General features: G+C 58.0%; 31 protein-coding genes and 1 tRNA gene. 25 read left to right on the top strand and 7 right to left on the bottom strand.

All coding sequences use genetic code 11. From position 1 onward, the window contains the following. The first annotated feature begins 1 nt into the window (after position 1). Together gyrB and G482_RS0111840 are read left to right on the top strand one after the other, a co-directional pair. Entirely contained in the window at positions 2–2,416 is a 2,415-nt protein-coding gene (gene gyrB / locus G482_RS0111845) for a DNA topoisomerase (ATP-hydrolyzing) subunit B (protein WP_034619535.1), read from the top strand. 264 nt (positions 2,417–2,680) lie between these two features. Beyond that, on the top strand, positions 2,681–3,940 hold the full coding sequence (locus G482_RS0111840; protein ID WP_028450200.1) for a TraB/GumN family protein: 1,260 nt from the start codon (positions 2,681–2,683) through the stop codon (positions 3,938–3,940). Positions 3,941–4,044: 104 nt separating this feature from the next. On the opposite strand, the gene G482_RS18490 is transcribed toward G482_RS0111840, so the two are convergent. Beyond that, positions 4,045–5,121, bottom strand: a complete 1,077-nt coding sequence (locus G482_RS18490) for an alpha/beta hydrolase family protein (RefSeq protein ID WP_169721076.1) — start codon at positions 5,119–5,121, stop codon at positions 4,045–4,047. Between the two features lie 391 nt (positions 5,122–5,512). Here G482_RS18490 and G482_RS0111830 point away from each other — a divergent pair, with 391 nt between their 5' ends. The 3 genes from G482_RS0111830 to G482_RS0111820 all read left to right on the top strand — a co-directional run bounded on the left by G482_RS0111830 (position 5,513) and on the right by G482_RS0111820 (position 7,702). After that, positions 5,513–6,277, top strand: a complete 765-nt coding sequence (locus G482_RS0111830) for an SDR family oxidoreductase (RefSeq protein WP_028450199.1) — start codon at positions 5,513–5,515, stop codon at positions 6,275–6,277. A 10-nt stretch (positions 6,278–6,287) separates the two neighbouring features. Next, positions 6,288–7,127 carry a bifunctional transcriptional activator/DNA repair enzyme AdaA gene (locus G482_RS0111825; protein ID WP_028450198.1) on the top strand — a complete coding sequence of 280 codons (840 nt, stop codon included), beginning with the start codon at positions 6,288–6,290 and terminating at the stop codon, positions 7,125–7,127. Between the two features lie 89 nt (positions 7,128–7,216). Further along, positions 7,217–7,702: an SAM-dependent methyltransferase gene (locus G482_RS0111820; RefSeq protein WP_028450197.1), complete on the top strand. Its 486-nt coding sequence runs from the start codon at positions 7,217–7,219 to the stop codon at positions 7,700–7,702. Positions 7,703–7,766: 64 nt separating this feature from the next. On the opposite strand, the gene G482_RS0111815 is transcribed toward G482_RS0111820, so the two are convergent. Beyond that, positions 7,767–8,387: a cation efflux transmembrane domain-containing protein gene (locus G482_RS0111815; RefSeq protein ID WP_028450196.1), complete on the bottom strand. Its 621-nt coding sequence runs from the start codon at positions 8,385–8,387 to the stop codon at positions 7,767–7,769. A 65-nt stretch (positions 8,388–8,452) separates the two neighbouring features. On the opposite strand from G482_RS0111815, the gene G482_RS0111810 reads away from it, so the two are divergent. From G482_RS0111810 to G482_RS0111800, 3 genes are all read left to right on the top strand, one after another. After that, positions 8,453–8,887, top strand: a complete 435-nt coding sequence (locus G482_RS0111810; RefSeq protein ID WP_028450195.1) for a MerR family transcriptional regulator — start codon at positions 8,453–8,455, stop codon at positions 8,885–8,887. 105 nt (positions 8,888–8,992) lie between these two features. After that, positions 8,993–9,799 (top strand): class D beta-lactamase, encoded by an 807-nt coding sequence (blaOXA, locus tag G482_RS18485; RefSeq protein ID WP_034619679.1) that lies wholly within the window; start codon positions 8,993–8,995, stop codon positions 9,797–9,799. A 123-nt stretch (positions 9,800–9,922) separates the two neighbouring features. Continuing rightward, positions 9,923–9,999: transfer RNA gene (locus tag G482_RS0111800), tRNA-Pro, on the top strand. Between the two features lie 171 nt (positions 10,000–10,170). Here G482_RS0111800 and G482_RS0111795 read toward each other — a convergent pair. After that, complete coding sequence (locus G482_RS0111795; RefSeq protein ID WP_028450194.1) at positions 10,171–11,070, bottom strand: LysR family transcriptional regulator; 900 nt, start codon at positions 11,068–11,070, stop codon at positions 10,171–10,173. A gap of 127 nt (positions 11,071–11,197) precedes the next feature. Between G482_RS0111795 and G482_RS0111790 the strand changes: the two genes are divergently transcribed. From G482_RS0111790 to G482_RS0111750, 9 genes are all read left to right on the top strand, one after another. After that, positions 11,198–11,734, top strand: a complete 537-nt coding sequence (locus tag G482_RS0111790; protein ID WP_028450193.1) for a carboxymuconolactone decarboxylase family protein — start codon at positions 11,198–11,200, stop codon at positions 11,732–11,734. A 59-nt stretch (positions 11,735–11,793) separates the two neighbouring features. Then, positions 11,794–12,291, top strand: a complete 498-nt coding sequence (locus G482_RS0111785) for a YHS domain-containing (seleno)protein (protein ID WP_034619534.1) — start codon at positions 11,794–11,796, stop codon at positions 12,289–12,291. Between the two features lie 126 nt (positions 12,292–12,417). Further along, positions 12,418–12,690, top strand: a complete 273-nt coding sequence (gene grxC / locus G482_RS0111780; RefSeq protein WP_028450191.1) for a glutaredoxin 3 — start codon at positions 12,418–12,420, stop codon at positions 12,688–12,690. Beyond that, positions 12,683–13,081 (top strand): DUF302 domain-containing protein, encoded by a 399-nt coding sequence (locus G482_RS0111775; protein WP_028450190.1) that lies wholly within the window; start codon positions 12,683–12,685, stop codon positions 13,079–13,081. The genes grxC and G482_RS0111775 overlap by 8 nt, the downstream gene beginning before the upstream one ends. A gap of 11 nt (positions 13,082–13,092) precedes the next feature. Next, on the top strand, positions 13,093–13,341 hold the full coding sequence (locus tag G482_RS0111770; protein ID WP_028450189.1) for a BufA1 family periplasmic bufferin-type metallophore: 249 nt from the start codon (positions 13,093–13,095) through the stop codon (positions 13,339–13,341). 128 nt (positions 13,342–13,469) lie between these two features. After that, positions 13,470–13,928 (top strand): DoxX family protein, encoded by a 459-nt coding sequence (locus G482_RS18480; RefSeq protein ID WP_051258996.1) that lies wholly within the window; start codon positions 13,470–13,472, stop codon positions 13,926–13,928. Positions 13,929–13,937: 9 nt separating this feature from the next. Beyond that, positions 13,938–14,378: a peroxiredoxin family protein gene (locus tag G482_RS0111760; RefSeq protein ID WP_034619533.1), complete on the top strand. Its 441-nt coding sequence runs from the start codon at positions 13,938–13,940 to the stop codon at positions 14,376–14,378. 416 nt (positions 14,379–14,794) lie between these two features. Then, complete coding sequence (locus G482_RS0111755) at positions 14,795–15,217, top strand: hypothetical protein (RefSeq protein WP_034619676.1); 423 nt, start codon at positions 14,795–14,797, stop codon at positions 15,215–15,217. 354 nt (positions 15,218–15,571) lie between these two features. Then, on the top strand, positions 15,572–16,615 hold the full coding sequence (locus G482_RS0111750) for a hypothetical protein (protein ID WP_156905396.1): 1,044 nt from the start codon (positions 15,572–15,574) through the stop codon (positions 16,613–16,615). A 147-nt stretch (positions 16,616–16,762) separates the two neighbouring features. Here G482_RS0111750 and G482_RS0111745 read toward each other — a convergent pair whose 3' ends face one another. From G482_RS0111745 to G482_RS18470, 3 genes are read right to left on the bottom strand one after another with little or no spacing between them, the layout of a single operon-like run. Further along, complete coding sequence (locus tag G482_RS0111745; RefSeq protein WP_211227614.1) at positions 16,763–17,065, bottom strand: TfoX/Sxy family DNA transformation protein; 303 nt, start codon at positions 17,063–17,065, stop codon at positions 16,763–16,765. Positions 17,066–17,108: 43 nt separating this feature from the next. Further along, positions 17,109–17,657 carry a carboxymuconolactone decarboxylase family protein gene (locus tag G482_RS0111740; RefSeq protein ID WP_028450184.1) on the bottom strand — a complete coding sequence of 183 codons (549 nt, stop codon included), beginning with the start codon at positions 17,655–17,657 and terminating at the stop codon, positions 17,109–17,111. Positions 17,658–17,683: 26 nt separating this feature from the next. Then, a complete protein-coding gene (locus tag G482_RS18470) occupies positions 17,684–18,724 on the bottom strand; it encodes a zinc-dependent alcohol dehydrogenase family protein (RefSeq protein WP_084414646.1) in 1,041 nt (346 codons plus the stop codon). An 83-nt stretch (positions 18,725–18,807) separates the two neighbouring features. Between G482_RS18470 and G482_RS0111730 the strand changes: the two genes are divergently transcribed. After that, a complete protein-coding gene (locus G482_RS0111730) occupies positions 18,808–19,410 on the top strand; it encodes a TetR/AcrR family transcriptional regulator (protein ID WP_034619530.1) in 603 nt (200 codons plus the stop codon). A 22-nt stretch (positions 19,411–19,432) separates the two neighbouring features. Here the strand turns inward: G482_RS0111730 and G482_RS0111725 are convergent, their stop codons facing one another. Further along, positions 19,433–20,317 carry a LysR family transcriptional regulator gene (locus tag G482_RS0111725; protein ID WP_028450182.1) on the bottom strand — a complete coding sequence of 295 codons (885 nt, stop codon included), beginning with the start codon at positions 20,315–20,317 and terminating at the stop codon, positions 19,433–19,435. Between the two features lie 77 nt (positions 20,318–20,394). Between G482_RS0111725 and G482_RS0111720 the strand changes: the two genes are divergently transcribed. From G482_RS0111720 to G482_RS19675, 7 genes are all read left to right on the top strand, one after another. After that, positions 20,395–21,090, top strand: coding sequence for a glutathione S-transferase family protein (locus G482_RS0111720; RefSeq protein ID WP_028450181.1), 696 nt, complete (start codon positions 20,395–20,397; stop codon positions 21,088–21,090). Between the two features lie 212 nt (positions 21,091–21,302). After that, positions 21,303–22,880, top strand: a complete 1,578-nt coding sequence (locus G482_RS0111715) for a 2Fe-2S iron-sulfur cluster-binding protein (RefSeq protein WP_028450180.1) — start codon at positions 21,303–21,305, stop codon at positions 22,878–22,880. Positions 22,881–22,914: 34 nt separating this feature from the next. Next, positions 22,915–23,535: a glutathione S-transferase family protein gene (locus G482_RS0111710; RefSeq protein ID WP_028450179.1), complete on the top strand. Its 621-nt coding sequence runs from the start codon at positions 22,915–22,917 to the stop codon at positions 23,533–23,535. A gap of 47 nt (positions 23,536–23,582) precedes the next feature. Further along, positions 23,583–24,050: a nuclear transport factor 2 family protein gene (locus G482_RS0111705; RefSeq protein WP_028450178.1), complete on the top strand. Its 468-nt coding sequence runs from the start codon at positions 23,583–23,585 to the stop codon at positions 24,048–24,050. A 152-nt stretch (positions 24,051–24,202) separates the two neighbouring features. After that, positions 24,203–24,445, top strand: coding sequence for a BufA1 family periplasmic bufferin-type metallophore (locus G482_RS0111700; RefSeq protein WP_028450177.1), 243 nt, complete (start codon positions 24,203–24,205; stop codon positions 24,443–24,445). A gap of 70 nt (positions 24,446–24,515) precedes the next feature. Next, positions 24,516–25,358, top strand: a complete 843-nt coding sequence (gene bufB / locus G482_RS0111695) for an MNIO family bufferin maturase (protein WP_028450176.1) — start codon at positions 24,516–24,518, stop codon at positions 25,356–25,358. Next, positions 25,355–26,080, top strand: coding sequence for an HvfC/BufC N-terminal domain-containing protein (locus tag G482_RS19675; RefSeq protein ID WP_051258968.1), 726 nt, complete (start codon positions 25,355–25,357; stop codon positions 26,078–26,080). The genes bufB and G482_RS19675 overlap by 4 nt, the downstream gene beginning before the upstream one ends. The last annotated feature ends 33 nt before the right edge of the window (positions 26,081–26,113 follow it).

Genomic DNA, 26,113 nt, shown 5'->3' with positions numbered 1-26,113 from the left:
TATGAGCGAACATCAACATCCTGAAGCAAACCCGGCCGAATATGGCGCCGACAGTATTCGTATCCTGAAGGGCCTTGAAGCCGTCCGCAAACGTCCCGGCATGTATATCGGTGACACGGGCGATGGCACAGGTCTGCATCACATGGTGTTCGAGGTGCTGGATAACGCCATCGACGAGGCGCTGGCTGGTCATTGCGACACGATCAAGGTCATTATCCACGCCGATAACTCGATTTCGATCGAAGACAATGGCCGTGGTATTCCTACCGCGATCAAGGAAGACGACGAATTCAAACGCTCGGCGGCCGAAATCGTGATGACCGAGCTGCATGCGGGCGGTAAATTCGACCAGAACAGCTACAAAGTCTCCGGCGGTCTGCATGGCGTGGGGGTATCGGTGGTGAATGCGCTGTCGGATTGGCTGCGCCTCACCATTCGCCGCGATGGCAAAGTGCACACCATGGAATTCCGCCAGGGTGAAGCCGTGGCGCCACTGAAAGTCATTGGTGACACCGACAAACGCGGTACTGAAGTGCATTTCATGGCCAGCGCCGAAACCTTTGGCGTGATCGAATTTCATTTCGAGATTTTGGCCAAACGGATTCGCGAGCTGTCATTCCTGAATAACGGCGTGAATATCCTGCTGATCGATCGTCGCAATGGGAAAGAAGAAAACTTCAACTACACCGGCGGCGTGAAAGGCTTTGTTGAATATGTAAACCGCGCCAAAACCGTGTTGCACCCGCATATTTTCTATGCGCTGGGCGAAAAAGACGGCATGACGGTGGAAGTGGCCATGCAGTGGAACGATTCTTACCAAGAATCGGTGCAGTGCTTTACCAATAATATTCCGCAGCGTGATGGCGGCACTCACATGACCGCACTGCGGCAGGTGATGACCCGCACGCTGAATCAATACATCGAAAGCCACGAATTCGCGAAAAAAGCCAAGGTAGAAACCAGCGGCGATGATATGCGGGAAGGCTTGTCGTGCGTCTTGTCGGTGAAACTGCCAGACCCGAAATTTAGCAGCCAGACCAAAGATAAACTGGTTTCCAGCGAAATCGGCCCGGTGGTGAATGAAGTGGTCGCGCAAGCGCTGGCCGATTTCCTGCTCGAAAACCCGAACGACGCTAAAATCATTTGTAGCAAAATCGTCGATGCCGCGCGCGCCCGCGAAGCTGCTCGCAAAGCGCGCGAGATCACCCGCCGCAAAGGCGTGCTGGATGGCTTGGGTCTGCCCGGCAAACTGGCCGACTGCCAGGAAAAAAATCCAGAATTGTCTGAGCTGTATCTGGTCGAGGGTGACTCCGCCGGCGGCTCAGCCAAGCAAGGCCGTGATCGCAAATTCCAGGCCATTCTGCCGCTGAAAGGTAAGATTCTGAACGTGGAGCGCGCGCGTTTTGATCGTATGCTCGCCAGCCAAGAAGTCGGCACGCTGATTACCGCACTGGGCTGCGGTATTGGCAAAGATGATTTCAATATCGAAAAACTGCGCTACCACCGCATCATTATCATGACGGATGCGGACGTGGATGGCTCGCATATCCGTACCCTGTTGCTCACCTTCTTTTATCGCCAGCTGCCTGAGCTGGTGGAGCGTGGCTACATCTACATCGCGCAGCCGCCACTGTTTAAAGTGAAGCAGGGCAAAAAAGAAACCTATCTGAAAGACGAGCAAGAGCTGAAACAGCACTTGTTGCGCGCCGCCATGGATGGCGCCGAACTGCTGCCGGGCGCGGATAAGCCGGGCATTAGCGGCGAAGCGCTCGAAACGCTGGCCAAGCAATACTTCGTGACCGAGGCCGTGATTGAACGCGAAAGCCGCTTTATCGATCCGATGATCCTCAATGCCATGCTTACCATGGCCCCGATCAATCTGGCCGACGAAGCCGGCGCGCAAGATACCGCCGCCCGTCTGACTGCCGCGGTGAATCACCCCGCATTTACCTTCATTGCCGAAAGCGTAGAAGGCGGCTGGCAAGTGCGCATCGAGCGGCATTTGCATGGCGTGCTGACCCAGCAATACATCGACAGCGATTTCATCCTGTCGGGCGACTATGCGCAGATCAAGCGCATGGCCGATATGCTGCTGGGCCTGATCGGCAGCGACGCCAGCGTGCGCCGTGGCGATCATCATCAGCCGGTGAAATCATTCAAAGACGCGCTCGATTGGCTGCTGGCCGAAGTGCGCCGCAATATGACGATTCAGCGCTATAAAGGTCTGGGCGAGATGAACCCTGAACAGCTGTGGGAAACCACCATGGACGTCACCGTGCGCCGCCTGCTGAAAGTGAACATCGAAGACGCCATTGCCGCTGACGAGATTTTCACCACCCTGATGGGCGATCAAGTCGAACCCCGCCGCCATTTCATCGAACAAAATGCGCTGGTGGCGCGGAATCTAGACGTTTAAGGTTTTGTAGGATCTCATTAACTTCTAGATATTTCCCACTTTTCTAGATTTATGGGACTTCAGTTTGAAGCTAAAAAAGCCCCGCAAGGGGCTTTTTTATTGAACGTCATTTTGCAAATAACTGAGAATCATTAGATATTTTTATCTGGTCTGCGTTTTCTGTTTCATTTGTATCGCTTTTGGTTAGGTTTTGTTTGGCTTTTGTAATTATAAAGTTGCTTGGTGTAAGATTTTTGGGATTTTCAACTTTAGGCCTCACTACAAATGAAATTGATTCTGTCGGCCATTTTTGCGCTAACACTCACCGCATGTGGTGGGGGGAGTGATGGTGGCTCCAGCAGTGAAACTACGGGTGATCTGAGAAAAACGGCCCAAGCCTTTTCCACGAGCGATATCGATGCCATCACTGATGCAGATTTGGCGAGTTTTGGCCGAGCGGTCGGTGATTCAAGCATTGTGGTGCTCACCGAGCCTTCACACGTTGTCGCTCAGGTGATGGATTTAAATGCCCGCCTAATCCGGTATCTGCATGAAAACAAAGGCTTTGATGTCCTGCTAATCGAAAGTGGGATGTTTGATGTTGCCAATATGAATGAACTCAAGCAGAACCGATCAATGGCTTTCACCGTGTCGGCACCAGGTCGCGCGTTTTATGGCTTTTCGCGAGATGCCCATGGGCAAAAAATGTTTGCCTATGTCGATCAGACGCAAGCAGGCGCCAAGCCTATGGAGCTGGCCGGGATTGATGTGATGATGGAAGGCGTGGCGTCAACTGGGCTTTTTGTTACGCGGCTAGAAGCACGGCTGCAGGCTCGCAATGCGGCGGTTTTATTGGATCCGCAATGGAGCACCTTCAAAACTATCGCTCAACGCGTAACAACCAACCCTGAATACACCGATGCGCCTGCCGATCTGGCGGTATTTAAGCGGGTTTTGGAGCTGGTGAAAACTGAGTTTTGTACTGCCCCCGCTACAAATCAATATCGCTTTGACTCGGATGGCTTCTGGTGCCGCGCAGTGAATAGCTTGGGCGGAACAGCGGGTTATGTGTGGAATACGCCAAAAGTACTGGACTACAATGCGCGTGACCATGAAGCGGGAAACAACGCACTTTGGCTGCTGGATGGCCCATTTGCTGGGAAAAAGGCCATTGTACTTACGCATGCCTTGCATGGTTTTGCCGCAGGTTCCACCCTGCAGGAAAGTACCGGCAGCGTGCTCGCCAAGCGCTATGGCACGCAAATACACACTACCAATATCACCGCCAGCAAAGTCAATAGCCCCGATGAAATCGTATTAAGCGGTAGCTTGGAATTTGAATTAGACCAGGTGGGGGCGCTTGTTTACATGCCTTACCCGACGGATGCCGCGGTCAGAGCCGAGGTGGGCAAAAGAAGTATCCGTGAGGTGAACTTTGCCACGCAAACACCGAACCGTTTTGGTCGCGCCTATCAGAGCTTGTTTTATGTGCGGCAGATTAACTTCATTACCCCCAATTGGACAGGCTACCCAGCGGTGTATTGAGTTGCTGGCATTCTGTCTTGATAAACCGAGCCTGTTAGGCTCGGTTTAATTTTGCTTGGGTTCGGGGCGCGCAGCGGGCGGTGTCACTCGAGCAGGGCTCGCACTTACTGCGAATATCTTTTAGCCCACTCCACAATCAGCGGTAGAAACTCCGGCGCGAAGGCGTCTTCGGCGGCGATGAAATAGCGTAGCGTCATCCACCATGTCCATTCGCTGGGTAGTTGCATGCTGTAGGTGGCCGAATTCAGCATGGTGTGATCGGCCTGCGGGATGATGGCCACTTGATGCTGCGGGTGGGCTTGGGGTTTCAGGAGGGCGGCAAAGGCCTGCGCGTTTGCGGCGGCATCTACATTCAAATCATCTTGGCCCCAAATCGCCAGTATTGGCGTTGCTAGGTTGCTGAGCTGCTCGCGGCTATTGGCATGGCGATTGAGCGCGATGAAATGATAGCGCGCGGCGCTCAGCGGCTCGGTATTGGCGCCAGCGGGGGCGGGGTGTTGGGCGATGTAAGCCTGATATTGCTGGCGATAGTCGGCAAAGCTGAGCGAGAGCGAAGGCTGTGGCGCGGCGTGTTGCCATTGCAGCGCTTGCGCCGTGGCCGGCGCGCTAAGGCCCGCGCGGCGCAGGCGTTGCTGGGTGAAATACACCCCCTGCGCCTGCCAGTCGAGCGCCGCCCCAACGGTGATGAGGTAAGCGGGGGCGGGTTGCTGCGTGCCGACGATGGGTAAAACCCAGCCGGCTTGGGAAAACCCCAGCACGCCAATGTGTTGCGGCTGAATGTCTTTGCGCTGGGCCAGCATTTGCATGGCAGCCTGCGTTTCTTGCGCCCGATCGGCCATCGATTGCTGCAGCCAATCGCCCGTAGATTGGCCGGTGCCCGGTTTGTCCCAGCTAAAACACGCGATGCCCGCCGACAAAAATGCGTTGATGATCTGCGTGTAGCGGTCTAGCCCACGGGTTTGCGGCCCATCGCCATGCACCAGCAACACCACCGGAAAAGGCCCCTGGCCGGCGGGTAATAATAATGTGCCGGCCAGCTGATTTTGCTGCTGGCGAAAGGTGAGCTCAACTTGTTGCTGGGCGCGGAGCTCATGGCGCTGCGCCAAGAGCAGCACCGCCAGTAGGAGCAAAACTGCGCAGGCGCAGGCTAGCCAAAGTCGACGACGTAATTTGTAATGCAAACGGGTGTACTCCCAGTAGCAAAGGTGAGGCCGCGAGTGCGGGGCGGCGTTTCGTTGCAGCGTGACTGCGGCCATCCAGCCTAGGCCGGTGGTAAGCCATGCTGATGCGCGCGGCATAAATGCCAATCATACAGATTTAGAAAGATCTGCGTCATTTCAATTCGGTTGCAGCGCCATGCAGCTAAGCCCAATTTGATCTCTTGGGTATAGGCTTGTAGCCATTATTAAATAATGTGTTGAGCGATATACCCCTAATGATCATGGCAGGGCATCACGCGGCCAACATCCCCCTGCAATTGCGCAAGATTCGGGTCGGCATGACGGGGGCGGCGCCGTAGGATGAGCCCAGCTTAGGCATGAGCCTAAGCCTCATCTGATAAGGGGAAGCACCATGGGGCGTTTAGCCAATAAAGTAGCGATTATCACCGGGGCAAGCAGCGGCATTGGCCATGCCACGGCAGCGCTGTTTGCCCGCGAAGGGGCTGCAGTGGTGGTGGCGGCGCGGCGAGCGGCACCTTTGCACGATTTGGTGGCGCAAATTCGGGCCGCCGGTGGCCAGGCGAGCGCGCTGGTGGGCGATGTGGGGGATGAAGCGTTTGCAGAGGCGCTGGTGGCGCGGGCGGTGGATGAATATGGTGGGCTGGATATCGCCTTTAATAATGCGGGCATTTTGGGTGAAATGGGGCCGGTCACGCAGCTGAGCCTAGCGGATTGGAATCAGGTACTGGCCACTAACCTCACCAGCGCTTTTCTGGCCACCAAATATCAGCTGCCGGCGATGGCGGCGCGGCAGGGCGGCTCGCTGATTTTTACGTCGACATTTGTCGGCTATACCGCCGGTATGCCGGGCATGGCGGCCTATGCCGCCAGCAAAGCCGGGCTAATTGGCCTGACGCAAGTATTGGCCAGCGAATTTGGCGCGCAGCAGATTCGGGTGAATGCGCTACTCCCCGGCGGCACCGATACGCCGGCGGGCCGCGAATTTGCCAATACGCCCGAAGCCATCGCGCTGGTGCAGCAGCTGCATGCGCTCAAACGCATGGCTACGCCAGCCGAAATTGCCCGTTCGGCTTTGTATTTGGCCTCGGATGAGGCAAGCTTTACCACCGGCTCCGCCATGTTGGTGGATGGTGGGGTGTCGATTCAGCGGGTGTAAGGGGGCGCAGATGTCAGATTTCCAGCGCGTGGCGCAGGCCATGCAGTATTTAGCGGCGCATGCGCACGAGCAGCCTAGCCTTGCCGCCGTGGCCAGCGCGGTGCACCTGAGCCCGTTTCATTTTCAGCGGCTATTTTGCCGCTGGGCCGGCACCACGCCCAAGCGGTTTTTGCAGGCGCTGACGCTGGAGCGGGGCAAGGCGCTACTCGATCAATCCGCCTCGGTGCTGGAAACCGCTCATGTGCTGGGGCTGAGTGGTGGCTCGCGCCTGCATGATCATTTTGTGCAGCTGGCCGCAGTTACGCCCGGCGAATACAAAAGCCGTGGCGCGGGGCTGGTGATCGAATATGGGCTGCACGCCACGCCGGTTGGGCCGCTGTGGCTAGCGCAAACCCCGCGCGGGGTCTGCCGCGCCGAGCTGCTGGATTTTCATTCCCCCGCCACGTTGCTGGCCGAGCTGCAGCAAGCCTGGCCGCTGAGTACCATCCGCGAAAACCCAGCCGCCACCGCGCCTGTGGTGGCCACGATGTTTGGCGCGGCAGATGCCGCCGCGGCAGGGCCGGTGTCGCTGCATGTGGCCGGCACCAATTTTCAGCTGGCGGTGTGGCGCGCTTTATTGAATATCCCGCCCGCGGCGCTCACGAGCTACGGGCAGATCGCGGCGGCCGTGGGGCGCCCGACGGCGGCGCGGGCCGTGGGCAATGCCATCGGCGCCAATCCTGTGGCCTTGCTCATTCCCTGCCATCGGGTGATTCAGCAAAGTGGGGCACTGGGCGGCTATCGCTGGGGCTTGGGCAAAAAGCTGATGATCCAAACCTGGGAGCAGCTGCAGGCCGCGCCCGTGCTCTAGCCTTGTGCGCCACAGACAAAGCCCTGCCGCATACGCTACAGTGGGCAGGGCGCGGCTGCCGGCTGCGCCCACACCCAGCCGGAGGCCCAATGAACGACACCTTTTCCCTTGCCCCGATTGCCTATGTGGCGGCCAGCCGCAGCGCGCCCGAAGACGATCACTGGGGCGGCACACTGGCGCAGATTACCCTCACCGACGATTACCCGGCCGAAGCACTGGCCGGGCTGGCCGAGTTCTCGCATGTGGAAGTGCTCTTCGTGTTTCATCAGGTGGCGGCGCACAAAATCGAGTCGGCCGCCCGCCACCCGCGCAATAACCCGGCCTGGCCCAAGGTGGGCATCTTTGCCCAGCGTGGCAAAAATCGCCCTAATCGGCTGGGCTCCACCATTTGCCGTGTGGTGAGCGTGGCCGGGCGCACCCTCACCGTAGCCGAGCTGGATGCGATTGCCGGCACGCCGGTGGTGGATCTCAAACCCGTCCTGGCTGAATTTTTGCCCCGCCAAGCGGTGCAGCAGCCCGCATGGGCCAGCGAGCTGATGCAGGCGTATTGGTTGCCCGCGGCTACACCGGAATAAGGTAAGGGTATTGCCCTATCGGGCTTGCTAATCTTGCTTTACTGGTGAATACACCTGGCGGGTATTAGTGTGCGTGCTTTAATTCATGACGCGCTTGGCGCAATACCTGTAGGGCTGCGCTCAGCGCTAGGCTGGCCATGATGGTGGCCACCATTAAATCCGGCCAGCTACGGCCGGTGCCAAACACCCCCGCTGCCGCCAGCAAGACTGCCAGATTGCCAATCGCATCGTTGCGCGAACACAGCCATGCGCTTTGCCGATTGCTATCGCCATGCCGGTGCGCATACAGCAGCAGCGCCACGCCCAGATTCACCAACAGCGCCAGCGTGCCCACCCAACCCATGGTGAGCGGCTCGGGCACGCCGCCCTGCCAAGCCCGCCAGCCGCTGGCCAGTAGCACCCCCACGCCAAACAGCGCCATGCTGGCCGCTTTCACCAGCGAGGCCCGCGCCCGGGTACCGAGGCTGAGCCCCAATACCCACAGACTCAGCGCGTAATTGGCCGCATCGCCTAAAAAATCCAGCGAATCGGCCAGCAGCGACACCGAGCCCGCTGCCGCCCCGGCCCACAGCTCCAGTCCAAACATCCCGGCATTAGCCAATAGCGCCAGCCATAAAATTTGCCGATAACGCGGGTCGACCACCGCCGTAGCCCCACTGCACCCACCGTGACATGCTGCTCCCATGGTTTTGCTCCACATCGAAGAATGATGCAGGTATGCTGAACCCTGTAGCCACTACGGAGTCAAGCATGGCCACCCTCACCACCCAGCAGCTGGCGCAGGCCAGCGGTGTGCATGCCGAAACCATTCGCTATTACGAACGCATTGGGCTGTTGCCCGCGCCGCCGCGCGCGGCCAATGGCTATCGCCGCTACGGGGCCGATGCCGTCACGCGGCTGGGGTTTATTCGCCGCGCCCGCGAGCTGGGCTTTGCGATTGAAGATATTCGCGGCCTATTGGATCTGGCCGCCCACCCCGATGCGCCTTGCCGCGATGCCGATGCGCTGGTGCAGCGGCAGCTAGAGGCCGTGGCCGCGCGGATTCGCGATTTGCAGGCTTTACACAGCGCGCTACAAACGCTGGCCGGCTGCGACAGTGATGCCGCCGCCCATTGCCGCCTGCTCGAAACACTGGAAAACCGCGCCTGCCCGCAGTGCGATGCCCAGCACGCCGCAACGGCATAAATTCTGCCCGCTTCGCTATCGGCCATGCCGCTCGGTGATGGTGATATTGCCTTGTGGGTTATGGCGGCTTTTGCGTATGCTGGCTGTTTTGGGCGGGAAGTGGCGATGTATAAATTCATTACGGGTATAGCGCTAGGGCTATTGGCTAATCTGGCTTTGGCGGCAATACCCCTAAAAGAAGACCCGCGTCTCGTTACCGCCATGCAAGGCGCGGCTGGGGTGATTGTGGTGCAGGATGTAGCTAGCAATCGCTGGCTGACCAATGATCTGGCCCGCGCGCAGCAGCGCTTTAGCCCCGCTTCGACGTTCAAAATCCCCCACAGCCTGATCGGCCTGCATACTGGCGCGGTCGCCAGTGTGGATGAAGTGTTTTTCCACTACCGCGGCGAGCCAGTGTTTTTGCCCAGCTGGGCGCAAGACATGAGTTTGCGGCAAGCGATTAAAGTGTCTAATGTCTTGGCCTATCAAACGCTCGCCCGCCGCATCGGCCCAACGCAGATGCAGGCGGCGCTAACCGAGCTCAATTACGGCAACGCCAAAATTGGCAAGGCCATTGACCAATTCTGGCTTGGGCAGGGCGCGCTGCAGATTAGCGCCAGCGAGCAAGTCCAATTTTTAAGCCGCCTGGCTCAAGGTCAACTACCTTACCCTGCTGCCCAGCAAGCCGCCGTGCGCGAGATTAGCCTACTGGAAAACACCGCCGGCTGGCAGCTCTACGGCAAAACCGGCTGGACCGGCAGCCAGCAGCCCAGCATCGGTTGGCAGGTAGGCTGGCTCACGCAGGGCGGGCAGCTGTATGTATACGCCCTGAATATGGATACCCCGCCCGGCACCGATCTAGCCGCCCGCCCCGCGCGTGTGAAAGCCAGCCTGCGTGCACTAGGGCTGCTTGAGGGTATGTCTACCAAGTAATTGATTTAATTGGGTTGCGAGTAGATACAGTGGTGGGTATGAATCACCACTAACCCCAATCCTCTCCGCCAAGCCCCGCCAAGGCTTGAGTCACCTCGCGGTTGCTGTTAAAATTCAATGCATCGGAATATGGCGCAGCCTGGTAGCGCACTTGCATGGGGTGCAAGGGGTCGCGAGTTCGAATCCCGCTATTCCGACCAATAAAAACAAGGGCTTATCATCGTGAGGTGGTAGGCCCTTGTTGCATTTCTAGGCCGAACGCCTGTTGGCTTATCCATCGGCTTATACAAAATGCTGCGCTTGGGACAAAGTGACCTTTACTCTGAGCCCCTAGCCCGCCATGCAAATAATGGCAACTGATTCACTCCGCCTCAATTCAGCGCCCCATTTTCCCTTAGCGCTTGCGCCATAAAATCCACAAAGGCGCGGATTTTGGCTGAGCCGTGGCGGCCTTCGCGGTGGACGATGTGGATGGGCAGGGGCTTGGCTTCGTAGTCGCTTAGCACCGTTTTCAGCTCGCCACTCTGTAAATGCGCGGCCACCTGATAGGAAATCAGGCGCGTAATCCCCGCGCCATTGCGTACCGCCGAGATTGCGCCGTCGTTGCTGGTGACAGTGATGCGTGGTTTGATGCGTACGACTTTGCTGTGTTCATCTTCACCAAATTTCCATTCCACCGTGGGGCTAATGCTGCTGGCTGCCACGATCTGGTGCTGCAGCAAATCTTGCGGGGTTTGCGGAATACCATATTGCGCCAAGTAGTCGGGTGAGGCGCACAGCACGCGGCGCACTTGGCCCACCCGTATTGCCCGCATGGTACTGTCGGGCAAGGCGCCGATGCGGATACCCACATCCACCCCTTCTTCCAGCATATTCACCACCCGATCGAGAAACATCGCCGATACATCCACATCGGGGTAGCGCTGCAAAAACTTCACCACCTGCGGCATCACATACAGCTGGCCAAACAGCACCGGCGCGGTGATGGTCAGATGCCCGCGCGGTTCGGCGTTAATGCCGGCGGCCACTTCGTCGGCTTCTTGCACCTCGGCCAAAATCCGCCGCGCATCATCCAGATAGCGCTGGCCCGCATCGGTGACGCGCACATAGCGCGTAGTGCGGTTAAGTAATTTCACGCCCAGATCGTCTTCCAGCGCTGCTACCGCACGCGTCACCGCCGGGGGCGACATGCCCAGCTTGCGCGCGGCGGCGGCAAAGCTCTCGGTTTCCGCGACGGCCACATACACGCTCATCTGATGAAAACGATCCATGATTTATTCCATTTTTAGCAACAATCTATTGTCTGGCATATGGATTCTTCTTTCAAGTGGAGATCGGCACAATGCAGTCATTCGCTCAACACCGAGCGAAGTTCTTCAAACCACAAGGAAAAACATCATGAGCCGGATTACCGTCATCACTACCGAAACCGCTACTGCCGAACAACAAGCGCTGTTTGATGCGATCCACGCCCAGCTGGGGATTGTGCCGAACTTTTTGAAAGTGTTTGCCAATTCACCTGCGGCACTGCGCGCCTTCCTCGGCCTGCACGGCATTGCCAAAGAAGGCAGCCTGGATCTGCAAACCCGCGAGCGGATCGCCCTGGCTCTGGCGCAGCAAAACTCGTGCGAATACTGCTTGTCGGCGCACACCGCGATTGGTAAAGGCGCTGGCCTGAATGGCGATGAGATCGCCGCCAACCGCGCCGGCTCTAGCCAAGACGCCAAAGCCGCCATTGCCGTCAAACTGGCGCGTTCGCTGGCCGAGCACAAAGGCGAAATCACCACCGCCGAGCTGATCGAAGCGCGTAACGCCGGTTTTACCGATGCCGATATCGTCGAAATCATTACTCACGTTGGTATGAATTTGCTGACCAATATCTTGGGCAAAGCCAGCCGCGTGGAAATCGATTTCCCGAAAGTGACTTTGGCTTAAACGTTTGCTGCACCCCGTTGTACCCACACTCACTACTTCTTATTGAAAAGGACTATCCCATGTTGAACCTTCGCAAAACCCTGATCGCCGCTACTTTGATGTCGGGCTTCGCCTTCTTGGCGGCCGTACCAAGCACTGCCATGGCCTTCGACGAAAACTCGACCGCCGCGATTAATGTCGATGCCCAAGGCGTCGGCCTGAAAGGCTACGACCCGGTGGCGTATTTCACCGCCAAAGCACCCACGCTGGGCAACGCGGCCTACAGCGCGCAGCACGATGGCGTGACTTATCACTTCGCCAGCAAAGCCAATCGCGACAAATTCAATGCCAACCCAGCGCGCTTTGCGCCGCAATTTGGCGGCTTCTGCGCAATGGGCGTGGCGCTGGATAAAAAGCTGGATGGTGATCCGCAAGCCTGGAAAGTGGTCGATGGCAAGCTGTACCTGAATGTGAATAAAGAAGTACAGAAAAAATGGCTGGAAGACGTGACCGGCAATCTGAAGAAAGCCAATATGGAATGGCCAAGCATCAAAGATAAAGCCCCCAAAGAACTGTAATAACCACTATGGGTATGTTGCTGTAGCCATTAAATTATATGCAATACAGCGATATACCCTATCAATCACGCCATGGTGCCGCGGCCCTTGCCCCGGCGGCCGTGGGCAAAGCGCAAGGAAAGCCAGATGTCGACCATTACCCTCTACAGCACCCGTAGCTGCCCATTTTGTGTGCAAGCCGAAAACCTGTTGGCGCGCAAAGGCCTGGCGGTGAACAAGATTTTGGTAGATCAAAATCCGGATGAATTTACCACCATGGTAGCGCGCAGCGCGCGTCGCTCGGTTCCGCAGATTTTTATTGGTGAGCGCCATGTAGGTGGGTTTACCGATCTGCTCGCGCTAGATCAATCAGGCCAATTGCCAGTCTGGTTGGCGCAAGCCGGGGTGGCCGATGTGTGAAGAACCGAACGCCTTTGGCATCGACAAAATCGCCTCGGCCTATGACTTTAGCGAAACCATCGCCCGCTTAAGTGCAGCGATTCAGAGCAAAGGGGCGACGATTTTTGCCCAGATCGATCATCAGGCGCAGGCGCAGCAATATCAATTGCAATTGACCCCGATGCAGTTATTGATTTTTGGTCACCCCAAAATCGGTACGGCGCTGATGAATTCAGCCGCCAGCACGGGGCTGGATTTACCGCTGAAAGCCTTGGTGAGCCAAGACTGCCACGCGCAGGTGTGGGTGCACCTGAATCAGCCCGATTATTTGCAACTGCGGCATGGATTTGACGACGGATTATTAAACCCGCTGCGTGGCCTGCATACCTTGCTCAGCCACAGCATTCAATAAGGATGAATAGAATGGATCGCAAACACCTGATTCTCGCCAGTGCCATGACCGCGGTGCTGGCGCTGGCCAGCCAGCCGAGCCTGGCTGCCGACCCCAATAAAGAAAAATGCTTTGGTGTGGCCAAAGCGGGCGGCAACGATTGCGCCGCCAATGGCCACTCTTGCGCCGGCATGGCCAAGCAAGACCGCGATGGCAAAGAGTGGAAGCTCGTCGCCAAAGGCTCATGCCTGCGTCTGCAAGGCTCGCTCACGCCCAAGTAGCCCGCAGCTGGCTATCGATCTCTCCTCCGTTTGCCCCCTTGTTTGCCCAGCAAGGGGATTTTTTTGCCCAGCCTGTCAGATTTGGCGCCCCGCGCCGACTAATTGAAACCCATCACAAGGAAACGACCATGTTCGCTAGCCCTTACTTCGCCCGCCTTAGCGCGGCCACACCCTTCAATCATCTCGCCCCGGTGGTCGATTTACTGCTGCGGCTGTATCTGGCCAAGGTGTTTTTTATGTCTGGCCAGACCAAAATCGCCGATTGGGAGACCACGCTGCTGCTGTTCACCGACGAATACCACGTGCCATTGCTCTCGCCGCAGCTGGCGGCCATTGGTGGCACGGTGGGCGAGCTGGTGCTGCCGGTATTGCTGGTGCTGGGCGTGTTGACCCGGCTGTCGGCGCTGGGGCTGTTTGGCCTGAATCTGGTGGCGGTGCTGTCGTATTACCACGTGCTCAAAGACATTCCCACCGCGCTGCAAGATCACCTCGAATGGGGCTTGCTGCTGCTGGTGTTGCTGGCCGTGCCGGTGCAACGCTGGGCGCTTGAGCGGCTGTGGCTACCCAGCGCTAGCGCCAATCAATAAGGAGTGATGATGAAAAATCTCTGGCTTGCTTGCTGCCTATGGCTGGCCTGCGCCAGCGCCTACGCCGCCCCGCAGCTGCAGGGGCGGGATGTGCTGACCGGGCAGGCGGTTAATCTGGCGCAACTGCGCAGCAAAGATCAAACCGTGCTGCTGGTGTTTTTTAAAGCCGGCTGCAATACCTGCGTTTACAACTTCAAACTGATTCGCGAGTTTTATCAGGCCAATAAAAATAGCCGTTTTCAGGTGATTGGTGTGGGGCTGGATCGCAAACCCGAACTCTTTCGCAGCTACGCCGAGCTAGTGCGCGCCACCAGCCCAAAGATGCGCAGTTTCCGCTGCTATGGCGCTTTGACCCCGCGCAGCAAGATCAATTTGGCGAAATGCAAAGCGATTCCACCGTCTTTGTGCTCGGCAAAAACGGCGACATCACCCTCAAGCGCGAAGGCGTAATCAAAGATGCCGATTGGGATGACATCTGGACCTCACTGCAAAATCCATAGCAAACGCGGCCAACGCCGGGCTGGCTAGCCGTGGTGAGGGTGAAGCGGCTTTGCAAGGGTATATCGCCCTGAGTAAATTGATAATTGGCTTACGGATGAATACATGGGGCATGTATGGCTGTGGGGATGAGGTGAAGGCACTCATCGTGCCTGATCAAACATGCTGGCTGATTGGCATAAATCTGGGCCTGGCTAGGAAGAGCGATTACAATCGCTGCTGTTCATCGGGTGACGGATTTCGGCCATTGCCAGTCACTAAAATCACAGTTGTTTGTGCATTAAGTTCGCATTTAAGAGAATTCTTCCGTATTTTGACAAGCCCAAATGAATGCGAATATCGAATATTACATTTCAAGGTTAGAGTTAATGCTTTATTCATTCCATCTATTCGCTGGAACTTTTAAGAATGAAAAGGATGCTCAAAAGTTTGCTTTTGAACATTGGGAACCGGAGCCCTCAGCTGATACTTGTGATAGCGATTACGAGGCTTGGGAGCGCAGAAACCCTATTTGGCCACTTAAGCAAGAACTAGGGTTTTATATGGATTCTGATTTTGTTGAGTTAGTGACCGACTTGTCTTATTTAAATGACCTTATTCAGAGCGAATCTGAAAAATCAATCCTAGCAAAGTGTCTTTCTGAAAAATATAGTCATTACATAATAATTGGTTCTGAAGCCATATATGGAGATCGGCGAGCGCCATTGAATGACAAGCAGCTAAGAGAGCCTGTAAGTACCGAATCACTGGTCTATCTTGGGAAATTTAACAGCAAAATACAAAACAACTAATTTACTTCGAAAACTACCTGCTTTTGCTATTTTAAAGGGTGTTTTCATATATGAAGTGGCTCATCGACTGATATTCTCGGAGTCTGCGGATGTGCGATTTAACCGCAGAATGGTTAGCACGCCCACGATTCCCCCTGAAGACAGCTTTCCGCTCTGGGTCGCCAGCCGCCCTCGCGCATTAAATAACCCAAGCTGTCGCGCACCCCGGCTAGCGATGCGCCCCCCAGCCCGTTCTCACGGGCTTTTTTGCGGTTTTGTGTTTCTAAATTTGCAATAATCAATTGCATGGACTGATGATTCTTCTTTAAATCGTGCTCAATCACAATGGCGTCATTGTTTTGGATGATTGCCGCGATGAGCTTACATACTTTCAACCTTGTTCCCCATTGCCCCGGCGAGCGGGTGATGCCGCTGGCGCCGCTGCTGACTTTGCCCAATGGCCAGCGCTGGGTGGCGCAGCATTATTTGCGCTATCAGCACACGCTGCAGAGTGTATCGGCCTTGCTGGCGCAGATTGATTTTGATGCGCACACGCCGCTGTTTGCCGGGCAAGATGCTGGCGGGGTGTATCTGCAAGTGGGGCTGATTGGGCGCGAGAATTATGATCGCAGCAATACACTACGGGCGTATAAGCTGGTGTACGGCAGAAAATGGCGTATAGATGCCGATACCCCCACATCGGAAATCATCCAAACCGCTTTTCTGGCGATAAAAAAAGCGCGTGAGCATGAGGTGCGCGAGCTACTGACGGTGCGCAATGCGGCTGGCCAAACCAGCGCGGCGTTTAGCAATCACCATGATTTACCGCTGCTGGCGCAGCAGCGAAGTGGGTTACAGCCCGCCACTAAGCCCGCAGCTGGGCTGACGGCCGAGCTGGCGGCGCTGCGCTTTGCCCAGCGCCGGATTACGCTGTTGCAACAGGTGGATCTCGCCGGCGAGCGGGTGTTGCTGGATTTACAGCTGGGCCCGGCGCCGCTGGCGCGGCAGCTGGAGGGCGATTTGCCCGAATTTGCCGAGCTGGCCTTTAGCGTGATTTTGCCGCGCGGCGCTTGGGCGCAGCTGCCGTACGCGATTATGGATGCGCTGATTGCGCATAGCGATCGGCATGTGGATGAAACCTTTCGCTTTCGCGGCTTTGCCCGCTTTAGCCGCGCCAACTCGATCCAGGCGATTGCGGCGCTGTCGCTGCATACGCGCCCCTATGCGCGCGATCTGGCGGATGCACAATTTGCGCAGATTTTTCGCGCGAATAATTATGAGGTGGATGCCAGCCGCGCACCGGCGCTGGGGCAGGGCGCGCTGGCGGAAAAAAACCAGCGCCTGATCGGGCAATTTGCCGATTTGCTCGGCCATCTGCCACAAGGCTATGCCCAAGCACCCGCGACGCAAACGGCTTAGCCGCAGGGGGCGCGAGGGTCGCGATGATAATCCCGAAATCGTGGCCGTGCCGCGACTTTGGGTGCCAGCTTATCGGCGGCTGTTTGAGCGGTATATGGCTGAAGAATAGGTATTAATTGCCCCGCAGGGCTATACCCTTTATTGGGCTTATTTGCGCTTGGGTGCCAGCCCCAGATCATCCAGCCGCAGCAGTATTTCAGTTTTGCGCTCGTGTTTGATTTGCTGCCACGGTAGGTCTTCCTGCGCGCCGATCAGGGCATACAGCATATTCAGCGATAGATTGGGCACCACTTGTTGCAGCTGGGCATATAGCGCAAAGGCATCGGCAGCGCGCACTTGCGCGGCGCTGGTGATGCCGATTTGCGCCAGCATGGCGCGGCTTTTTGGCCCGAGGCCTTTGAGTTGATCTACGCTCGGCATGGTGGCGGTTTCGCTTACGGTGGGTTGCACAAGGATAGCCATGATCGGGGCGATCTGGCTATCGATGCCCGGCTTAGGCGGACGGCCAGCGGTCGGCGGCAAAGACTGCGTCTAACGGCGTATCAGCCACGCTGGTGGTGTAGTTGGACAAGATTTTCAGGCTAGTCCCCAATATCACCTCGAACACCGTTTGCTGGCTGTAGCCGGCGGCGATGAAGCTGGCGACTTCCTGCGCGGTGGGCCAGCCGCGGCTTTCGACAACTTGGCTGGTGAATTGGCGCAAGGCTTCGAGTTTGGCATCGGCAATTGGCGTGTTGTTGCGCAGCGCGGCGATCACCTCGGCGGGCACGGCGGCTTTGGCGATGGTGGTGTGCGCGGCCATGCAGTAGTCGCAGCGATTGAGCCGGTTGGCCGTCATCATAATGATCTGTTTTTCGGTTTCGCTTAAGTTGGTGTGGTTAAAAATCTGCGTGAGCGCCAGATAGCCTTCCAATAGCGCGGGCGATTCGGCCATATGGGCGAATAAATTGGGCACAAAGCCGTAATTGGTCTGCGCTGCTTGCAGCAAGCTCTGGCTGCCGGCCGGGGCGGTGGCGATGGTGTGTAGTTGAAATGGGGTCATGCTTATTCCTTGATGGGGTGTGGGGTTTAGGGCTGAACATTGATAACGACTTTGCCGAAATGCTGGGCGCTGGCGAGGTAGTCATACGCCGCGCTGGCCTCGGCATAGGCAAACTGCCGGTCAATTACCGGGATAATCTGGTGTTGGCTCAAAAAGGCATTGAGCGCGGTAAAGTGCGCCACCGAGCCGACCAAAATGCCGTTGATCTGCGCGTTTTTGGCTTGCAGTGGCCATAAATTGGGCGTGGAGCCAAAGCCGGTGAGCACGCCGATCTGGTGAATCTGCCCGCCAGAGGCCAGCGCATGAATCGAGCGCGCGTATGTGTCGGGGCCGCCTAGCTCTAGCACATGATCAACGCCGATACCGTCAGTGAGGGCCAGCGCGATGTCATCCCAGTTGGCTTGCTGGCGATAGTTGATGGTGTGCCAGGCGCCCAGCGCTTTGGCGCGCGCCAGTTTGTCATCGGACGACGAGGTGATGATGACTTTGGCGCCTTGCGCCACCGCCAGTTGCAGGGCAAACAGCGCCACGCCGCCGGTACCCTGAATCAGCACCGTTTCGCCCGCCTGCAGCTGGCCGCGTGCAAACAGCGCCTGCCAGGCGGTGACGGCTGCGCAGGGCAGGGTGGCCGCTTGCGCCAGCGATAGATGAGCGGGGATGGCCACAATCGCGTTTTCGCTCGCCACAATATGCTCGGCCAATACTCCCGGCGTCTGCGCGCCGCCCAGCGCACCTTGCAAATAATGCTGGGCCTGATATTTGCCCTGAAACCAGCGGGCGAAAAAGTTGGGCGCAACCCGATCGCCCACTTGCCAGCGCTGCACCTGGCTGCCCACGGCAATGACCGTGCCGGCCGCATCCGAAAGCGGAATCTGCCCATCCACCGTATCTTGGCCAGCATTGCGCAAGATCAGCAAATCGCGGTAATTCAGGCTAACCGCGCCGACCTGAATCAACACCTGATCGGCGGCCAAGGTTGGAAGCGGTCTGGCGACGCGCTGCAACTGAAAACCAGCGGGCTGGCGCTGCAGCTGATAGTGGCTGCTGGAAGTCTGTGAGGCTGACATCGGCTAATTCCTTTTGTGTAGTGAATGATACACAATATAATCAGGCTAAGATGACGGCGTCAATAAATTTTGTAGTGATCAATATGGAAATAAAGAAAACGCGCGGCCGCCCGCGGGCCTTCGATCGCACCCATGCGCTTGAATTAGCACTGCATTTGTTCTGGGCTAAAGGCTATGAAGGCACCTCGCTGAGCGACCTCACCAGCACGCTGGGTATCAATGCGCCCAGCCTGTATGCCGCGTTTGAATCCAAACCGGCGCTGTACCGCGAAGCGCTTGATCTGTATCTCGCGCAGCAATACGAGCGTATCGGCGCTTTGCTGGCCGCCGCCCCCTGCGCGCGGGAAGGGCTAGAGGCCATGTTGCGCGGCGCGGCGGTGCAATTTACCGCCTCCGATCACCCGCCCGGCTGCCCGATTGCCAGCGGAGTGCTGCGCTGCGCCGAAGCCAATGCAGCCATCGGCGAGCTGACCGCCGAGCATCGCCGCTCCACCCGCGCGATGATGCTGGCGTGCCTACAGCAAGGGCAGGCCGCCGGCGAGCTACCCGCCCAGATCGATACGCAGGCACTGGCCGGCTTTTATGCCGGAGTGATTCAGGGCATGTCTGTGCAGGCCATTGATGGCGCTAGCTGCGCGGATTTACAGAAGATGGTCGATCTGGCCATGCAGGCTTGGCCAGTGTAGGGCGGCGAAGTCGAGGGGGCGCTTAGCGCAATTGAATATGCTGCGCCAAATGGCTAAACACCGTGGCCACGCGGCGCAGGTGGCGCGATTCGGGGTGGGTTAGTAGCCACAAATCGGTGGCGCATTCGTCCAGCGCACCAGTGAGCGGGCGTAGATTGGGGCGCGTGGCGGCCAGAAACAGCGGCACCATGCCCACGCCCATGCCACGTTCGATTAATTCCACCACCGTTAAAATGCTGTTGACCCGATAGCGTGGTGTGATTTTCGGGTAGTGTTTTTTGCGCCAGAGCACGGTGGGGTGATCGGGCAGGGCGTCGTCGGGCGCGATCCACGGCGCCTGCTGGGCGATGGCCGCGGGCAGGTCGGCCCACGGGCTGTGCGGCGCGGCAAACAGCGCTACGCTTATGCTACCCAGATGCTTGCCCACCAGATGTTGCGGCGGCTTGCGGGTAGCGCGAATGGCAATATCGGCGTCGCGCCGGGTTAAGTTAGCCAGCTCATTGCCGGTGTGCAAATCAAAACTCAGCTGCGGGTGGTGGCGGGCGAGGATATCGAGCTCGGGGGCCACCAGCCCATGCAAAATCGAATCGGTGGTGGTGATGCGCACGCTGCCGGCCACATCTTCGGGCTGCAGTTGCGCGGCCGAGCGGGCGGATTCGAGCGCGATTTCCATTTGCTCGGCGTGCTGGGCCAGCGTTTGCGCAAGCTCGGTCGGCAAATAGCCCGCTTTGCTGCGCTCGAATAAACGCTGCCCCAGCCCCAGTTCCAGCCGCTGAATACTGCGATACACCGTCGAGGCATCCACGCCCAGCCGCTCGGCTGCCGCGGCCAAAGTGCCGCCACGGCTTACCGCCAGCAAAAATTCCAGATCCTGACTACCAAGATGGTATTGCGTTTTTGCATGCATGCTGTGCAATCCTGCGTATGTTTATTGCAAATGGGCAAGGCTAGACTAGCGCATATTAAACACAGGAGGAAATCCGCATGTCGCAACCGATTACCTTGGTCAGCCATTTGCTCTGCCCTTTTGTACAGCGCGCAGCCATTGTGCTGCTAGAAAAAGGCGTGCCATTTACCCGCAAAAATATCGATCTGGCCAACAAGCCGGATTGGTTTCTGGCCATTTCGCCACTGGGCAAAGTACCGGTGTTGCAAGTGGGCGAGACGGCGATTTTTGAATCGGCGGTGATTTGCGAATATCTGGATGAAACCCACGCGCCGCCGCTGCACCCGGCCGACCCTTTAGCGCGCGCCCGCCACCGTGGCTGGATGGAGCTGGGCTCGGCGATTTTGAATGACATCGCCGGGGTGTATTCGGCGCCGGACGAAGCCAGTTTGCAGCTCAAAGCCCAGCAGCTTGCGCAAAAATGGGCGCAAGTTGAGGCCGCGCTGAGCGACGGGCCGTATTTTGCCGGGGCTGAATTCACGCTGGTGGATGCGGTGTTTGCGCCGGTGTTTCGCTATTACGATGCTTTTGAGGCGATAGCGCCGCTGCGTGCGCATCTGTCGCTGGCGCCATGGCCGCAGATCGAGGCTTGGCGGCGCGCGTTGGCGCAGCGGCCCTCGGTGCAGCAAGCGGTGGTGGCTGATTATCCGCAGCGCCTGCTGGCGTTTTTACAGCAGCGCAACTCCTTCCTCGGCACGCTGCTACAGCCCGCCGCGGTCAGCTGCAGTCTATAAACCCGCGGCAGTATCGGGCGGTAGAGCGCTTGTAGAGTGGCGGCCAGCCCAATACCTGCAGGCGGCGATGGGAATGCCCGATTTTTGCCGCGCCATGGCGGGGATTGTTGCATTTGAAGGAATAATCAATTCATTGCCATGGCGATTCTCTTGCCTGCGGCGGCGCGCCATACTGAGGCCATCCAATTCCGGAACGCCTCAGGAGGCTCCCCATGCCACGCGCCTTTGCCGCCATCACCTTTACCGACAGTGTTAAAGCGGCGCAAACCCGTTATCACAGCCGCGAGGGCAATCTGGGTTTTGAGCTGGCCGAGGATAGCCGCAGTGAAATCACCCCGCGCGAGGCCGAGTTTATCGCCGCGCGCGATAGCTTTTATATGGCCACCGTGAACGAAAACGGCTGGCCCTATGTGCAACATCGCGGCGGCCCCGCCGGGTTTTTAAAAGTGCTGGATGAACACACGCTGGGCTTTGCCGATTTTCGCGGCAATGTGCAGTATTTGTCGGTGGGTAATCTGAATGCCAACGACAAAATCTCCATCATCCTGATGGATTACCCCAACCGCCGCCGGCTCAAAATCTGGGGCCGTGTGCGCATCGTGCACGAAATCGATGATCCGGCGCTGATCGCCGCGTTGGAAAGCCCCGCCTACCGTGCCCGCATCGAGCGCGCGATGGTCATCAAGGTTGAGGCGTGGGATTGGAATTGCCCGCAGCACATCACGCCGCGTTATACCGACGCCGATATCGAGCAACTGATCGCCCCTTTGCAGAGCGAGCTGGCCGCGCTGCGCGCCAAGCCGCAAGCTGCCGCGCCGCTTGAGCGCTTGGGCAGCGGTGAGTTGGAATTAGTCATCAGCGGCGTGCGCCAGCTGACGCCGCTGGTGCGCGCTTACGAGCTGCGCCATCCGGCAGGTGAAGACTTGCCGCCGGTGACGGCTGGCGCGCATCTGCAAGTGCCGGTGCAGCTGCCCAATGGCCAGCAGAGCGTGCGCAATTACTCGATCGCCTCCAACCCCGCGCGCCGCGATATTTACGAAATCGCCGTGCTGCGCCAAGACGACGGCACGGGTGGCTCGGCCTTTGTGCATCAGCATTATCAGCTGGGCATGACGCTGTATTGCAGCAAGCCAAAGAACGATTTTGCGCTGAACGAAAGCGCAGCGCCGGTGTTGCTGATTGCCGGCGGCATTGGCATTACGCCGATCAAGGCGATGGCGCAACAGCTCAAAGCGCAAGGCCGTAGATTTGAATTGCACTACGCTGCGCGCAGCCGCCGCGAGATGGCCTATGGCGATCGGCTGCAGCGCGATCTGGCCGGACAAATTAGCGTGTATTTCAGCGCCGAAGGCGCGCGGCTGAATCTGCCGCAGCTACTGAGCCAAATGGCCGATACCACCGAGGTGTATGTCTGCGGGCCTAGCGGATTAATTGATGCGGTGACCAATACTGCCGCGCAATTGCAGATTGATCCCATGCACATCCATTTCGAGCGCTTTGCTGCCGCAGCACATGGCGAAAATCGGCCGTTTGAAGTGCTGCTGCGCCGCTCGCAACGGGTGATTCCAATCGCCGCCGATCAAACCGTGTTGGCGGCGGTGCAAGCGGCGGGCGTGGATACGCTCTCTGATTGCGGCGTGGGCAATTGCGGCACCTGTGCGGTGAAAGTGCTGGCCGGCGAAGTAGAGCATCGCGATCACGCGCTGAACGCCAACGAGCGCGAGCGCGCCGGGCTGATGTGTATTTGCGTGTCGCGGGCGAAATCGGCGCGGTTAGAGCTGGATTTATAAAACGATTGATTTTGATTTGAAAAAGGAAAGCATCATGATCCAGCTCTACGAATTCGCTCTCTCAGGTAATTGCCACAAGGTTAGGCTGATGTTGGCTTTGCTAGGTATACCCTATCAGAGTATCGCCGTGAATGGCGCCGTGCGCGAGCATAAATCGCCCGAGTTTCTGGCCAAAAATCCGCTTGGCCAAGTGCCGGTGCTGGTCGATGGTGATGTAGTACTGCGCGATAGTCAGGCGATTCTGGTTTACCTCGCCCGCCAGTATGGTGCCGAGCAGGCCGACTTCTGGCTGCCGAATGATCCGGTGGGCCAAGCGCAGGTGCAGGCCTGGCTGGCGACAGCCGCGAATGAAGTGACGCGTGGGCCCAATGCGCTGCGGCTCTTGCATAAATGGGGCCGCACTGTGGCGGTGGCCGAAGCTGAAACCCTCACCGCGCAATTAATGGCGGTGCTGGAAAGCACACTGAGCCAACAGCCGTGGCTGGCCGCGCCGCACATCACGATCGCCGATATTGCCCTCTACCCGTATATCGCGCTCAGCCCCGAAGGGCAAGTGCCTCTGGCGCAATACCCCGCAGTTTGCCAGTGGCTAGCGCGCATCGAGGCGCTGCCCGGCTATGTGGTCATGCCCGGAATTGCGCAGCAAGTTGCCTAGCCCTAACCAAGCAATCAATCCATTCAACCCATTTTTGGAGTAAAACCATGTCAGCTCGCCCACCACTACCGCCGTTTGATTTGGAATCGGCCACCTTAAAAGTTCGCTTGGCCGAAGATGGTTGGAATTCGCGCGACCCTGAGCGCGTTGCTCTGGTCTACACCGAGGATAGCGTTTGGCGTAATCGCCACGAGTTTCCGCGCGGCCGCGCGCAGATTGTCGAATTTTTAAGCCGTAAATGGCAGCGCGAACACGAATACCGGCTGATCAAAGAGCTGTGGGCCTTTGACGGTAACCGCATCGCCGTGCGCTTTGCCTACGAATGGCACGATGCCGCCGGGCAATGGTTTCGCTCTTACGGCAATGAAAACTGGGAATTCGATGCCCAAGGCCTGATGCAGCGCCGCTTTGCCAGCATTAACGACTTGCCGATTCGCGAAGAGGAGCGGCTGTTTCACTGGCCCCAAGGCCGCCGCCCTGATGATCATCCGGGCCTGAGTGATCTGGGTTTGTGAGCGCGTTTTAGGTTTTAATTTAATTAAAAACAATGCCTTATTAGATATTTGGCCAGAATCTGCATTTTGTTTGTCAGACCCCAGCCTTTGGCCCGACTAAGTTGCAGATACCGCTGACGGTATCGCTTAAACCACTTTGGAGATCGTGCATCATGAACAAACAACTTATCCTCACTAGCGCATTAACCGCCGTACTGGCTGCCGGCGTTTCAGGCACCGTAGTCGCCGCCGACAAAGAAAAATGCTACGGCATCGCCATGGCTGGTAAAAACGATTGTGCAGCCAATGGCCATGCCTGCGCCGGCCAAGCCAAAACCGATAAAGATGCCAAAGAGTGGAAATACGTGGCTGCCGGTACCTGCGTTGATATGAAGGGCACGCTCAAACCGATGTAAGCCCGCTGGCGGTGGCGAGCGCACACGTTGTGCTGGCCGCCGCAGCCCAAACAATAAGGTATCCGTCACTATGCATTGCACTTTACCGCTGACCACCGGCCTTGGCCTGCGCGCGCCGCACCTCGCTGATGTTTTAGCCCAGCGCCCACCGGTGGCATGGTGGGAAGTTCACAGCGAAAACTATTTCGGTGGTGGCGAGCCGATTGCCGCGCTGTGCCAGCTGCGGCAGGATTACCCGATCAGCCTGCACGGCATTGGCCTAGGGCTGGGGAGTTTGGGCCCGCTGGATGCGCAGCATCTGGCGCAGCTGCAACAGCTGGTGGCGCGCGTTGAGCCGGCGGCGGTGTCCGAGCATCTGGCCTGGAATCGCCACGCCGAGCGCTATTTTAATGATTTGCTGCCGGTGCCACGGGTAGAGGGCGTGATTGAACATCTGGCCGAGCGCATTAGCATCGTGCAAGACACGCTGCAGCGGCCGATTTTGCTGGAAAACGTCTCGTCCTATGTTGGCTTTGCCGATGAGCTGCTGTCCGAAGCCGAGCTGATGGCCGAGCTGGTGCGCCGCACTGGCTGTGGGCTATTGGTGGATTTGAATAATTTTTATGTCAATGCCCTCAATTTGGGGCTGAACGCCGAAGCGGAGCTGGCACACATTGCCGGCGACTCGGTGTACGAAATTCATGTGGCCGGTTTTGAATGGTTTGAAGGCACGGCGATTGATACCCACGGCGCGCCGGTGAGTACCGAAGTGCTGGCGCTGTTGCGGCAGGCGCTGGCGCGCTGGGGCGCCAAGCCCGTGCTGCTGGAGCGCGATACCAATCTGAGCGACTTTGCGAGTTTGTATGCAGAGTATTGCTCGCTAGACCAAATAGTAAAAGCATCGGCAGGCAATACGGCAAGGGAGTATGTATGAGCTACGCCCAAGCGATCAGCGCCTTTAGCGCCTTGCTGCTCGACCCGCAGGCCCAGAGCGCAGGGCTATTGCACGCTGCGCGGATGCGACATTATCGGGCCAATTGCCGGCTTAACCGCATTGCCGCGCTGCAGGGCGTGTTTAGCAATGTGGCACAGCTGGTGGGTGAAGATTTTTTTACCGCCATGGCGCGCGAGTATGTCGACGCAACACCTGCGCACGCGGCCGATTTGCATGCCATGGGCGCAGATTTTGCCGATTTCATCGCCCAATTTGCCCCCGCCGCCGAGCTGCCGTATCTGGCCGCCGTGGCGCAGGTCGACTGGGCGCGCTGGCGCGCGTATTTAGCGCCGGATGCCACCACGCTGGGTCTGACCGAATTGGCCGCGCTTGCCGCCGCCGATTTTGCCAGTCTGCAGCTCGTGTTTCACCCCAGCTTGCAGTTGGTGCAATCGCTACACTGGCCGATTGCCGATATTCTGGCCATGCATGCCGGTGGCCCCAGCGCGGATTTGCGGCGCGGCGGGCAGCAATTATTAATTAGCCGTCGCCAGTGGCAAGCGATTAGTACTGGCCAGTGGGCCTTGCTACAGGCGCTGGTGGCGGGCGAAACAGTAGGCGATGCGCTGGAGCGGGCGCTACAGTGCGAGCCAGATTGCGATATTCAGACCATAATCAGCCTGCTGTTTACCCAAGGGCTGGTGCTGCGGGCCGAGCCCTAGCGCGGCCTTGCCGGCCGATCGATTAAACGAGTT

Source organism: Chitinibacter tainanensis DSM 15459 (assembly GCF_000429785.1).
GTDB lineage: Bacteria > Pseudomonadota > Gammaproteobacteria > Burkholderiales > Chitinibacteraceae > Chitinibacter > Chitinibacter tainanensis.
The sequence above is the reverse complement of the archived record's forward strand: the minus strand, read 5'-3'. Positions and strand labels throughout refer to the sequence as shown.